The organism is Terriglobales bacterium, assembly GCA_035487355.1.
Taxonomy (GTDB): Bacteria; Acidobacteriota; Terriglobia; order Terriglobales; family Acidobacteriaceae; genus QIAW01.
On record DATHMF010000013.1, the window covers coordinates 19,076 to 31,255 of the forward strand.

7 protein-coding genes are annotated in these 12,180 nt (G+C 54.9%); 5 read left to right on the forward strand and 2 right to left on the reverse strand.

The features are described from left to right. Positions 1 to 25 precede the first annotated feature (25 nt). Positions 26 to 4,330: an alginate lyase family protein gene (locus VK738_02365; protein ID HTD21467.1), complete on the reverse strand. Its 4,305-nt coding sequence runs from the start codon at positions 4,328 to 4,330 to the stop codon at positions 26 to 28. Positions 4,331 to 4,882: 552 nt separating this feature from the next. Here VK738_02365 and VK738_02370 point away from each other — a divergent pair. Next, positions 4,883 to 6,238, forward strand: a complete 1,356-nt coding sequence (locus tag VK738_02370) for a hypothetical protein (protein ID HTD21468.1) — start codon at positions 4,883 to 4,885, stop codon at positions 6,236 to 6,238. 428 nt (positions 6,239 to 6,666) lie between these two features. Then, on the forward strand, positions 6,667 to 7,656 hold the full coding sequence (locus VK738_02375; protein HTD21469.1) for a hypothetical protein: 990 nt from the start codon (positions 6,667 to 6,669) through the stop codon (positions 7,654 to 7,656). A gap of 209 nt (positions 7,657 to 7,865) precedes the next feature. Here the strand turns inward: VK738_02375 and VK738_02380 are convergent, their stop codons facing one another. Then, the gene (locus VK738_02380; protein HTD21470.1) at positions 7,866 to 9,161 is read right to left on the reverse strand and encodes a glycoside hydrolase family 88 protein; all 1,296 of its coding nucleotides are present in this window, start codon (positions 9,159 to 9,161) and stop codon (positions 7,866 to 7,868) included. A gap of 230 nt (positions 9,162 to 9,391) precedes the next feature. Here VK738_02380 and VK738_02385 point away from each other — a divergent pair, with 230 nt between their 5' ends. The 3 genes from VK738_02385 to VK738_02395 all read left to right on the forward strand — a co-directional run bounded on the left by VK738_02385 (position 9,392) and on the right by VK738_02395 (position 11,953). After that, positions 9,392 to 10,405, forward strand: a complete 1,014-nt coding sequence (locus tag VK738_02385; protein HTD21471.1) for an alcohol dehydrogenase — start codon at positions 9,392 to 9,394, stop codon at positions 10,403 to 10,405. Between the two features lie 353 nt (positions 10,406 to 10,758). Next, positions 10,759 to 10,965 carry a hypothetical protein gene (locus VK738_02390; GenBank protein ID HTD21472.1) on the forward strand — a complete coding sequence of 69 codons (207 nt, stop codon included), beginning with the start codon at positions 10,759 to 10,761 and terminating at the stop codon, positions 10,963 to 10,965. Between the two features lie 682 nt (positions 10,966 to 11,647). Continuing rightward, positions 11,648 to 11,953: a hypothetical protein gene (locus VK738_02395; GenBank protein ID HTD21473.1), complete on the forward strand. Its 306-nt coding sequence runs from the start codon at positions 11,648 to 11,650 to the stop codon at positions 11,951 to 11,953. Positions 11,954 to 12,180: the final 227 nt, after the last annotated feature.

Sequence of the window (12,180 nt, forward strand, 5' to 3'; positions counted from 1 at the left end):
GTTCATTAGGCACTACCGCAGGTGCCTATTGAAGCGTGAAGTTGCAAACGGTCTCTGAACCCACCCCACTAAAGGCCCCCCACCAGTTCAGTTGTGTGACCGTATTCTGCTCCGTACGGAAGGCCAAGCCGCTGCCCACCGTCTGCTCCGCTCCACCTGGCGCCGTCACAAAGACCGAGTAAGTATGCGCCGGGATGTTGACCACCATGCGGAAGTGATAGGTCATTCCACCAGAGTAGGTGATAGTCGTGGTGTTGTAAGCACCGCCGTCACGCGCATCAATATTTCCCGAAGGATTAAAGCGCGCAAGGGCTGCAAACCCGGTGTAGGCAGTTTGCGCGCCGTTCGAGAGCCCGATCACGGCATTGATGGGCGATGCCGAAGGCGTCGCGTCAAATGCAACCGTGAAAGTCCCGGTCTGGTTAGCAAAGGCGGTGTTTTGCCATGGCCCATTGGTTGTCGTGACTGCACACACTGGCGTGACGGAATTGACGGTCAAGCTTACGCTGGCCGAGTGCGTCAGACTGCCGCTCGTCCCCGTGATCGTCAGAGTTGAGGTGCCAGCAGCCGCCGAACTGCTGGTGGTTATGGTTAGCGTAGATGTGCCCGAGCCGCTCACCGAAGCCGGACTCAGAGTTGCTGTCACTCCCGCCGGCGCGCCGCTCACGCCCAACGCTACCGCTCCACTGAAACCATTGATCGCACTAACCGTCGCAGTGTAGCTGGTCCCATTTCCGGCAGTCACAGTTTGCGTACTTGGTGATGCCGTCAATGAGAAATCAGGCACGGGTTGTGGATTGATGGTCAACGTTACGCTGGCCGAGTGCGATAGGCTGCCGCTCGTCCCAGTGATGGTCAGCGTATAGGTACCCGCTACAGTCGAACTGCTGGTAGAAACACTCAGTGTCGAAGAACCCGAGCCGCTTACCGAAGTCGGATTCAACGTAGCTGTCACGCCCGCTGGCGCACCGGTTACGCTCAGCGCTACCGCTGCGCTGAACCCACCGGTTGCGCCCACGTTTACCGTGGAGCTGGTGCTGCTTCCCGCTGTCACCGTCAGCGCACTGGGTGAGGCCGCCAGCGAGAAGTCACCAGTTCCACCGCTCCCCACTAATATGAAGTTGCAAACCGTATCCGAACCGGTGGCGGCAAACGCTCCCCACCAATTCAGTTGCGACACTGTGTTCTGCTCGGTACGGAAGGCAAGGTTGCTGCCCACCGTCTGCTCCGCTCCGCCTGGCGCCGTCACAAAGACCGAGTAGGTATGCGCCGGGATGTTGACCACCATGCGGAAGTGATAGGTCACTCCGCCAGCGTAGGGGATGGTCGTAGTGTTGTAAGCGCCGCCGTCACGCGCATCAATATTTCCTGAAGGATTGAAGCGCGCCAGGGTTGCGAAGCCGGTGTAAGCCGTCTGCGCACCGTTCGAGAGTCCGACCACGGCATTGATAGGCGAAGCCGAGGGCGTAGCGTCAAACGTAACCGTGAAAGTCCCTGTCTGGTTGGCAAAAGCGGTGTTCTGCCATGTGCTGCCGGTTGCGGTTACACATTGCTGCACGGGATTGACCACCAGCGTCACGTTCGCCGAGTGCGACAGACCTGCACTGCTGTCGCCGCCTGTGATAGTTAGCGTAGAGCTGTTGGTTGGAGTCGAGCTGCTGGTGGTGACGGTCAGCGTGGATGTCCCCGAGCCGCCGCTCACCGACGCCGGACTGAAGCTGGCCGTCGCACCCGCTGGCAATCCGCTCGTGCTAAGCACAACCGTTCCAGCGTAAGCATTGACCGGACTTACTGTCACCGTGTAGGTAGTGCTGTTTCCCACAGTGACCGTCTGCGAAGCCGGACTTGCGGTTAGAGTGAAGTCAACCGGCGGAGGCGAGTTGACCTGTAGAGTCACTGCAACCGAGTGCGAGAGACCTGCACTGCTGTCGGTGCCTGTGATCGTCAACGGATAGCTGCCCGCTAGAGTTGAACTGCTGGTCGAGATGGTCAGCGTCGAGGTTCCCGACCCGCTGATCGAAGTCGGATTGAAGCTGGCCGTCGCGCCCGACGGCAGTCCGCTCACGCTCAAAGCTGCTGTTCCTGTGTAACTGTTGATTGGGGTCACTCTCACTGTGCATGTGGTGCTGTTCCCTACGACTACCGTTAGCGGACTCGAGCATGCAGACAATGAGAAATCAGGTGGCGGGTTAACCACTAACGTCACATTAGCGCTGTGCGTCAGGCTCCCGCTCGTGCCTGTGATGGTCAGTGTGTAGCTGCCAACGATAGTCGAACTGCTGGTGGTAACGCTTAGTGTGGAAGAACCAGAACCACTCAACGAGTTCGGCGTCAACGTAGCCGTGACTCCAGCAGGCGCGCCGCTTACAGTCAGCGCGACGGTTCCGCTGAAGCTATTAACCGGGCTAACGGTTGCTGTGTAACTACTCCCGCTCCCAACGATTACACTCTGCGAACTGGGGCTCACTGTCAAAGTGAAATCTGGTACAGGTGCCGGATTGACCACTAACGTCACATTCGCGGAATGCGAAAGAGTCCCGCTCACGCCTGTAATAGTCAACGGATACGTGCCCGCAACCGTCGAAGTGCTGGTGGTAATACTGAGCGTGGAAGAACCCGAACCACTCAATGAGCTCGGACTCAACGTAGCCGTAACTCCCGCAGGCGCACCGCTCACCGTCAGCGCTACGCTTGCGTTGAAGCCGTTGCTTGGGGTTACCGTTGCGGTGTAGCTGGTGCCATTCCCTGCTGTCACCGTTTGTGAACTGGGTGTCGCCGACAGCGAGAAGTCAGGCGGCGCGTTCACTGATAGCGTGACCGTGGCTGTATGCGATGTGCTGCCGCTCGCGCCCGTGGCGGTCAGGGTGTAATTGCCTGCCGGGGTTGAACTGCTGGTTGTAACGTTCAGCGTGGAAGAGCCCGAGCCGCCGCTGATCGAAGACGGGTTGAAACTGCTCGCAGCCCCTGCAGGCAATCCGCTAACGCTCAGCGATACGTTGCCGTTGAAGCTGTTGATCGGACTCACCGAGGCTGTGTAATTGGCGCTGTTACCCGCGATGACGGTCTGTGAAGCCGGCGATGCCGACAGCGAGAAGTCGGGTTGCGGCACTCCGGCACCCGCGTCGGCGCCGTGACTCAACGTCTCAAAAACCATCATGTGATGGTCAACTTCAACCGACTGTGTTCTGATGCCGGTCGTCAGCCAATTCAGCGTGTCGGGCAACGAATCGCCCAGGCGGTTGTGATACTCGTTGTAACCAATCTCAAATGTAGGACGCGAAGCCAGAGTTACGTGCCCGCCGCAAACTGAACTCGGCACGGAATTGCCCAGCAGATAGTGGGCGTGAAATTCCAGCGTGGCCTCCAAGCGTGGTTTCTCTGACCCGTAGAGGTCCACACCCTGGATATGCGCGGTCTCAGCCGCAGCGATGGCCGCTGCAATACCGAACTCGGTATGTCCAAAATCGCGGCAGGTTTCCTGCGCTACGCCGTTGACGCTGGCGTTGAACACGGTCTGCCCATTCCAGTTGGTGGATCCTCGGGGCGCAGGCACCGGATTAGGTCCGTCAACAGGAAAGTAGTAGAAGTAGGCAGGCACGCGTTGATGCCAAAAGGTAACAGCATGATTGAACAGGTTGGTATCGTCGTTATACACGGCGATGCCGATCATGCCCTCGATCATGCTCAGCTCCCAGTTGCCGTTGTTTCCCGAGCCGTTGATGATAGTGGGCAACATGGCGTTGGTCATCATGGTGCCGAAGGCCTGAGCATCGGCCGGCGCCCAACCCGCATTGCTGTAGCGGATGATCTCCGCCGCGCGCGGCCACTTCGAAGCTCCCCAGCCAGCCTGTAACGGGCCGTTGGAGTTGGTGTAGCCGGTGAGGTTGTGCCCGTAGGCGTTCAGGATTCTGATCGCGTTTTGCCCGTACGTGTTATTCCCGGTGATCCAATACAGTAGAGCTTGGGTATAGGCGGCCGTGCCGTCTTCGTCCTCGGTTGAACAACCGATATCAGGATTGGAAAAGGATCCGCAGTCTATGACTCCGCCAGAAGGAGGCCCTTGCGGGCTGTAGGTCAAAGATCCGTAAGTACTCTTTTGTGCATTCAAAAACTCGGTGTAGATGGGATCAACCTTGGCGTTCACCTGCGCTTTAATAAAATCCAACTGTGCCCGGCTGACCAGAACGCCGGGATGCTGAAACGTGGTCTGGGCCGCGGCAAGTTGGCTGCCGACTGAAACGAGGACAAAGCACAATACTGCTAACAGCAGAAGCAAATGCTTTTGCTGTAACCTAACTCCCTTGCGAAACTCACGCTGCGTTGGTTTCATGCTGTTGACTCCTTGAGGTTTTTTAATGCGACCCAAAAGTGCTTTGCTTTCAGGTTCGGTTGTTCCTTGAGGGCGGAGGAAGGTGAAAGTGAATGGAGGATGAGCATACTTACCAGGCGCTGGCAGGGAGTTGCCTGCGCCTTTTACCGTTGTCGGTATTTGGGGACTTACCATCCGTTTCTCCTCGCGTTTAGCGTCAGAGATTGATGAACGCCTAAGTTTTCGTACTGGTCGTGCTGGTCGAGCTCATTCAAATCCCACAATGCGAGATGAAGCAATAAAGAGGATTTTTTTATCCTTTAAATCCAAAATCTGAATGATGCTTGCCGCAAAAAATGCTAATCTCATTGTGGTTGCTCCTTTTTGTATCGAAACCGTGCCCCGGTGGATGGTAGTATCTCCGGTACACATAGGAGTGTTCGCTTTAATGCAGCATCTGTCAGCATTCCTTTATAATTTTTTAGTCGCTAGTGGAAGTTAATAACCGATATTGACCGATAAAACGCCGTTAAAGGGTCCGGAAGTCATGGCCCCGGGCTTATGTTCCTCAACATGCCGCAATCACCTCAAACAACACCGAACAATGACCCGGTATCTCAGCAGCCCTATGGGGAGTTGATACAACGAGTCAGCGCCAGCATCGCTTTGAAGAACTCACCGCGATTGCTGCAGCTCTTTCACTACCTTTGTGAGCGCGGCTTGAGCGCGCCTGGCGAGTTCATTTCAGAACATCAGGTTGGAGTAGAAGTATTCGGCCGCAAGCCCGGATACAATTCCGACGGCGACACCATTGTCCGGACCCAGATTTCGCAGCTCCGCAAGCGACTCCTGCAATATTTCCTCTCCGAAGGCAGCGAGGAGCCGATCGTCATCGAAATTCCCGTGGGTTCTTACTTGCCGGTTTTCCAGCCACGCAAGGAACAACCCAAACCTCACAAAGAAACCGGTGACGGCGCTTCACCGGCAGCGACTCCGCCTGCACTGATGCCTGACAAGACGCCGGGCTCGCGCGTGCTTGGCTACAGCGTCTGGGCTGTGGTGACAGTTTTGATAGTGCTCTGTGGGTGGTTGGTCTGGCAAAACTCTCGTTTGCGTGCTGAGCGCGTTCTCTCAAATTCGCGCTCGCCCTATCTCGATCATCTATGGAAGCAGCTATTCGACAACGGACGGCCTACCTCGATTGTCAGCTCTGACGCAAATGCAATGTTCTTCTCCGATTTCATGGATAAGCCCATCACTCTGGATGAATATCGCGATCCCAGCTACCCCAGCGGCCTGGTGGATAAGTGGATTTCAGATCCGCAAGCCCGAGTCACGTTAGGCCATTTCATGAGCACCTATTTCACCGGCAGCCAGGATAATTTCGCCGTCGCCAGGCTTACCCAGACGGCAGAGCACGGCAAAATTGCCACAACCGTTATCTATGCGCGTAATTTTCGCTGGCCATCCCAGCCCAGCAATGTCATCTTTCTTGGCCACCGCAAGGCGAATCCATGGGTAGAGCTGTTCGACAGCCAACTGAATTTTACTTATGAATGGCGCCAGGATGCGCGCAAGGGATTGCTGCTCAACCGCAAACCCAAGGGCGAGGAGAGCGCGACCTACGAGTGGAACATACCTGCCAACAGTACCTACGCCACCCTCTCCTATATGCCCATGGATCAAGGCACGGCTCTACTGATCGGCGGCACCGACATGACCGCGGTGGACGCCGGCAGCCGCTTTCTTTGTGATGAGGATGCGGTCCACAAACTACACGCTGCTCTCGGCGTTGATCTTGGGCAGAAGCTGCCCTACTTTGAGGCGTTGATCGTAGCGCGCCGCGCAAGAAACGTCTCCTACGAGCCCCAGTTGATCTCGGTCCGCGTCCTTGACCACCCCACGGCAGTCTCCGAACAAACCCACTAGCAGTGCGGAAAAACTGGTAGTGCCGGCGTCCCGCCGGCTCCACAAAGTAGTACCATTCTGATATCAAAATATTGGTTCCTGAGGCAGCGCGGATTATCATTGTCCAGCATCCTGGGATGCGGGGGCATTGCCCTCCTCGGTCTTTGAAAATTCATCGTCTGACGCGATACTTATATTCGTATTGCGCGCCACGCTCTTGTTAATAGATGAGTTAATATCCAGACCTCCTAGCTAGTGTTACTCAAGAGCTTACACATCAATTACTTAGAATTGAAAACACTAGTGCAGCAAGTGGGGGCCTGCGGGCATAAAATACAAAGGCCGAAAGATTACTAAAAGATAAACTTTGCCTTTTGCCTTGACACCACCTGGTTTGCAGCCTACCGTTTCTCCAAGCCAATACTTTAATTTTTGTGGTGGGGTGATCTATGGACACATCCTTTGGTCCGGGGCTCTATTACAAACATTCGGGAAAATTCTTTGCCGGCGGCGTTTTAGTAGCTATCCTGGTCGGCTTGCTTGTGGGTCTGCCTTGCGCCTGGTTGTATGCCTGGCTCATCCACTGGAATCCATTCATCTATATTGACGTTTTGGCAGCCCTCGGATTCGGCGCAATCATCGGAATAGTAACCGAATCGTCCCTGGAATCGCACAAGTGCCGCAGCGTTCCGGTCGCAGGATTAGCGGCCTTGCTGGTCGTGCTGGTTGCCTATTACGTAAGCTGGGCAGTCTGGCTGCATACGCTGCTGAACTATCCCGCGACCGGGTTTCTCAGAAGCCCGGCAGATATGTGGGACGCGATCCTGTACGTGAACAGCCACGGCGCCTGGAGTCTGCGCGGCAGCGGTCTGGTAACAGGAATTCCCCTGTGGATTGCATGGGGACTCGAAGCCGCGTTTATCGTGGGCGCCGCTGTCCTCACGGCTGTCAGTAGCATGCAGCAGGCTAGTTACTGCGAGGGTTGCGATCGCTTTGCGAAGTTAAGCAAGGGCGTCTGCTATACCGGCGCCGGAAAAGCCCCCGCGATAGAAGAAAAAGCCGCATTCAAAAATTATCTCAAGGGGCTTAAACAGCACGCCACTGAGCTAAAGCCACACCTGGAGGTCAAGGATTTCTCCTACGTCGAGCAACTTGGTGCAGTACAGCCGGAGGCCATCGCGTGGTACCAATTTGACCTGACGAGCTGCCCGCAATGCAACATGACCAACACCCTGCGGGTCACACAAGTGCAAAGCAAGATTGAAGGCAAAAAGATAAAGACCGAAACCACGCAGAGCGAAGTTCTGCGCCAACTGCTGCTTTCCTCGACCGAAGCTGATGCTCTCAGAAAGCTCGGCGAAAAACTTCTGCCCACTCTTCCCAAGCTGGTGGCCGAACGCGCCCAGGCGCAAAAAGCAGCCGCCGTAGGAAAATCGTGAGTTGGATTATTTTCATTAACAAGCGTCTTCAGGCCCGAGGCTTTATTGATCCCTGCATTAGTAATGTCCCAAATGCGCAGCTTGCGGCGCACAAGTGGAAGCCCCGTACCTTTTTGTTGCGCGCTTGTGCGCGCATCGGTGGGAGCCCCCGGCTTTAGCCGGGGGGGTAAGGTTCGTAGAGTTTGGGCTTTAGCCCCGGCCTCTTTACATTATTTCGTCCCCGCCAACAAAATTTCGGCCCCCGCCAGCATGACCGGCCCTCGTCCATGCATGTCATCATCCGGATGCGGCCGCTCAATGTAGTAATTCAAATCTGTGCTGATACCCGTGCCCATGCAGGTACCTTTGACCATGCCATCAGCAGACACGTTTTTCGCGATGCCGGCAAAGGCCTTGCGGGCTACGGCCATGTTAGAGGGGTCAATCCAGCCGCGATTGACGGCACGCGCAATGCCGTAAGCAAACATTGCAGTAGAGGAAGTTTCTTCCCATAACTCAGGGTGGTCGAGCACCTGGCGCCACATGCCGTCATCCGCCTGCACCTTCTTCAGGCCCTCAATCTGCTTGCGCAGAATTTCGATAAGCTGAGCGCGCGCAGGATGATTCTCCGGCATCACCGAAAGCACCTCCACCAGCGTCAGCGTTGCCCATCCATTGCCGCGCCCCCATTTATAGGGAGCAGGCTTTTTGTCTTTGACAAAATAACCGTGGAACCAAAGACCGTCGCTATCCTGCTCCAGGGCGGCCTGATGGATGATCTGGTTAGCAGCGTCGTCCAGATATTTCTGGTCCCCGGTATATTTCGCCCAGCGGATAAGGAACGGGGCCGACATATAAAGATCATCGGGCCAGACTGTGCCACCCAACCGGTCCGATCGCCACAGCGTGCCATCGGGCATACGGTCTTGCTTGTTGACAATCCAGTCAGCGATGCGCGCGACTACAACTTTTTCCTGCGGACTCTCTCGCTCAGGATGGCGCAGAATTCCTTCCAGCATTTGCGCACCCATCGAACCACAACTATCCAGGTTGCCCAGACGCAATAGCAGGTGAATGCTGGCTTTGTCATACAACTCGGCCATTTGTGGAGATTCCCCCGCGTTGGCCCGCAAATCCGTCAGCCAGGTGTAATAGCGCGAACAAATCTGATCGTGCTCGAGGACAAACTTTTCGACTTCTTTGTCTCCGGTGGCGTCGGTAGAACGTATCATTCCGTACAGCGCTACGCCCCACGGGTAAGACCAGGCGATGCCATCGGGTTTTGCTGCAGCTTGCGCCAACGCAAGCGTATTGGGATCTTTGCCTGAAGTGTAATCGCCATCCTTCAAGGGATGGAGCTGATGATGTGCCACGCGGTTGACCACGTCGCGAATTTCGTCGTCCGTGATGCTTACCGGCGCCGTCGCGTTCGCCGGTAGCTGTACATGAGTGTCATGCGTGCAGCCTGCAAGCAACAGACCCAATATCAAACCTGTGCTTAATTTTGAAAACTTTTTTTGCTGCATACTCGCGCGCACTCTTTTTGAGATTTCAGTCTTTGAAAAGTTCTCACACAAAGCTTTCAATTGTATATTGGCCTGCATATTTGTGTAGGATCACGTAGTGAAGAAGCGGGCTCCCGAAAGGTCACGCAGCGCCAGCCGCTCAAAGGCGGCGAATGCACCAGCTGCCTGGTGAATGGGTAACCGCGAGGTCGGACGAAAAACGAGTTTGGATTCAATCAAGGAGAACGGCAATGTCAAAAATGAAAGCAGTGCAAGTACCAAAACCCGGGGCGGACTTTGAAATCGTCGAGCGTGAAATCCCCGAGCCCGGATCGGGCCAGGTAAGGATTCGCGTTCAAGCCTGTGGAATCTGCCACAGCGATGTGCTCACCAAGGAAGGCCTCTTTCCCGGCATTTCGTATCCGCGTGTGCCCGGACACGAGGTGGCCGGCGTGATCGACGAGGTCGGAGCCGGTGTGAAGGACTGGAAGAAGGGCCAACGGGTCGGCGTCGGCTGGCATGGCGGACAGGACGGTACTTGCCTCGCGTGCCGGAGGGGAGATTTCGTGAACTGCGTGAATGGGAAGGTTTGCGGAATCAGCTATGACGGAGGCTATCAGGAATTCATGGTGGCGCCGGTGGAAGCAGTGGCCCGTATGCCCGAATCGCTCGATGTCGCCGAAGCCGCGCCGCTGATGTGCGCGGGCATTACTACGTTCAATGCTCTCCGTCATAGTAGTGCGCTGCCCAGCGACCTTGTTGCCATCCAGGGAATTGGCGGGCTTGGCCATCTGGGAGTTCAGTTCGCAAAGAAATTCGGCTATCGCGTTGCCGCCATAGGCCGCGGCGCCGATAATGCCGCGCTTGCGAAAAAACTCGGCGCAGACGTTTATATCGACAGCGCCGCGGTGGATCCGGCGGCTGAACTGCAGAAACTTGGCGGCGCGCAAGTGATTCTTGCTACTGCGCCCAGCGGGAAATCAATGTCGGCGCTGATCGGCGGCTTGGGGGCAAACGGCACGCTCGTGGTCATAGGAGCTTCGGCGGATCCCATCGAAGTGCAGCCCATTCAGTTGCTACTCGGCAAAAAGCGGATCCAGGGCTGGTCGGCCGGGATCCCAACCGACTCCGAGGACACGTTGCGCTTTGCGGAAATGACTGGCGTTCGCCCCATGATTGAAAAGTACCCGCTCGCGAAGGCGGCAGAAGGCTACGCTCGCATGATGAGTGGGAAAGCGGAGTTCCGCGTCGTCCTGACGATGTGAGATCTCTGAGCGGGAAGCTATCGCCGGGATGTGGCGGACGTGCAAGTTTACGTTCTCAATGCCGGTCGTTTCGCATTAAAGCTTGTTCACACTTTACCGCCACCCGGATTTCTAAAGTGGGCAGCAAATGCGCTAAACAGGTCTATACTTTGGGAGAATTAAAACGAATGTCCGTTAGTACAGATATGCAAACGGCTTTAGGTCAAGTACTTAGGAGACCCCGGATTTTGGCTTTCGAAAACAGAAAAATAATACAAAAAATATAAATAGGAGTACCCTAGTGAGTCGCTGAATGAGCCTCGATTCAGCGGTTGGTTGTCAGTGGGCGTTTTTGCGCCCTGGAAGGAGTACGTATGTCGTCGGCATTGCCATTTCAGCAGCGAGCGCACCAATACTTAGTGGTCTCTCCCGAAGGAATCCAGATTGAGATTCCCCAGGAACTGTTCGGGGCATTGTGTGATTTTCTCCAGGGGAACAGACCTACCGGATCGGTTGTCATCCAGTTCAGGAACGGGGGCATTGCCGGTTTGGAGGCGCAGGTCAAGAAGATTTACAAATGAAGAGATTGGGGCCTTTCTCCAATCTCAGGTTCCTTCCAGGGACGGGCTACTATGTGTTCTCATTTAGGTTCAAAGTGGGAATCCATTACCAAAATGGAACAACCGATAACCAAGTTTCATGAAATGTAATTTCGATTTGGTTTCCAAATACATTCTAAGTAGAAAATCTATTTGACATAGCTTCCCGAATTGCATAAATTGCTACCCAAGCCAGACGCCGGAATAAACGGTTTAATAATGGCTTTACAAAAAGTTGCTCCCGACAGTAGTAATAAGTCTTGTAACCGCAAGACAAGCGGTGGGCGTCGAGTAGAAAAGTAAAGATAAACCGTTTCTAGGGGCCGGCGCCGCAAAGTTTGACGGGGCAATTGGCCCGTCAACAAATATCCAACAATCCCAAGTCATGTGGTAATAGCGGGATCTCCTTAATTTCTTCGGCCAAAATTGGGTTCCCTCGAAGATTTTGTCTTTTTCGAAAAAGCTGGCGTCGCGGAGTTCAGGCGAAACCAACTCTCATCCGTGCGTCTCGTTACGACGTAAAGACAAAGTTTGGAACGCTACTCTTATCTTTTCCGTGTGCGGCTGGTCTTGTTCTGCTGAAGACCTCATGCGGGTGACCTCTCTCTTGTGTGTTGCTCCCCACGGGAACGCACTATCACCTAAAGAAGAGAATTAGGAGTTTATGACAGAAACCAGAGCTTATTTGGCAAATGCCACTTTGCAATTGCAGAAGAACGATGATGCCGCACCGCCTCCCCCTTCCCTGAACGTCGATAAAGCGTCTCACGCCGAAGAGTCCGATCTGGAGGGGAAGTATGTTGCTGTATCTCCTAACGGTACGCATGTACAGATTCCAAAAGAGCTGTTCCTTGCGCTCCAGGATTTTATGAAAACGCGCAAGGGGCCGGGTTCCATCACGATTCAGTTTCGCAGCGGCGAAATTATTTGTGTGGAGGCGGTGGCCAAAAAAACCTATCGCAATCCCTGACGCTGCTTGAGATCAGCCAGCAGCAAAACACGCAGATCCGTATTGCAGAAACTCGGCTCGGAGAATGGAATTTCTCCGGGCCGCTTTTCCTTCATAATTTAAACCACGTGGAAGCGCCCACTTACCGTTTTCTGAAACAAGCTGGAGTGATATCACTTCGCTGATTCTTCAGGAATTGCAGGTATCATTGCTCCTAAGCATTCAAGAATGCCTGGCTTGGTTCGGTC

Bases quoted from the DNA above. Each gene is read 5' to 3' on its own strand.
- VK738_02385 (HTD21471.1), top strand. From the start codon at position 9,392: ATGTCAAAAATGAAAGCAGTGCAAGTACCAAAACCCGGGGCGGACTTT.
- VK738_02370 (HTD21468.1), top strand. From the start codon at position 4,883: ATGCCGCAATCACCTCAAACAACACCGAACAATGACCCGGTATCTCAG.
- VK738_02395 (HTD21473.1), top strand. From the start codon at position 11,648: ATGACAGAAACCAGAGCTTATTTGGCAAATGCCACTTTGCAATTGCAG.
- VK738_02365 (HTD21467.1), bottom strand. From the start codon at position 4,330: ATGAAACCAACGCAGCGTGAGTTTCGCAAGGGAGTTAGGTTACAGCAA.
- VK738_02375 (HTD21469.1), top strand. From the start codon at position 6,667: ATGGACACATCCTTTGGTCCGGGGCTCTATTACAAACATTCGGGAAAA.
- VK738_02390 (HTD21472.1), top strand. From the start codon at position 10,759: ATGTCGTCGGCATTGCCATTTCAGCAGCGAGCGCACCAATACTTAGTG.
- VK738_02380 (HTD21470.1), bottom strand. From the start codon at position 9,161: ATGCAGCAAAAAAAGTTTTCAAAATTAAGCACAGGTTTGATATTGGGT.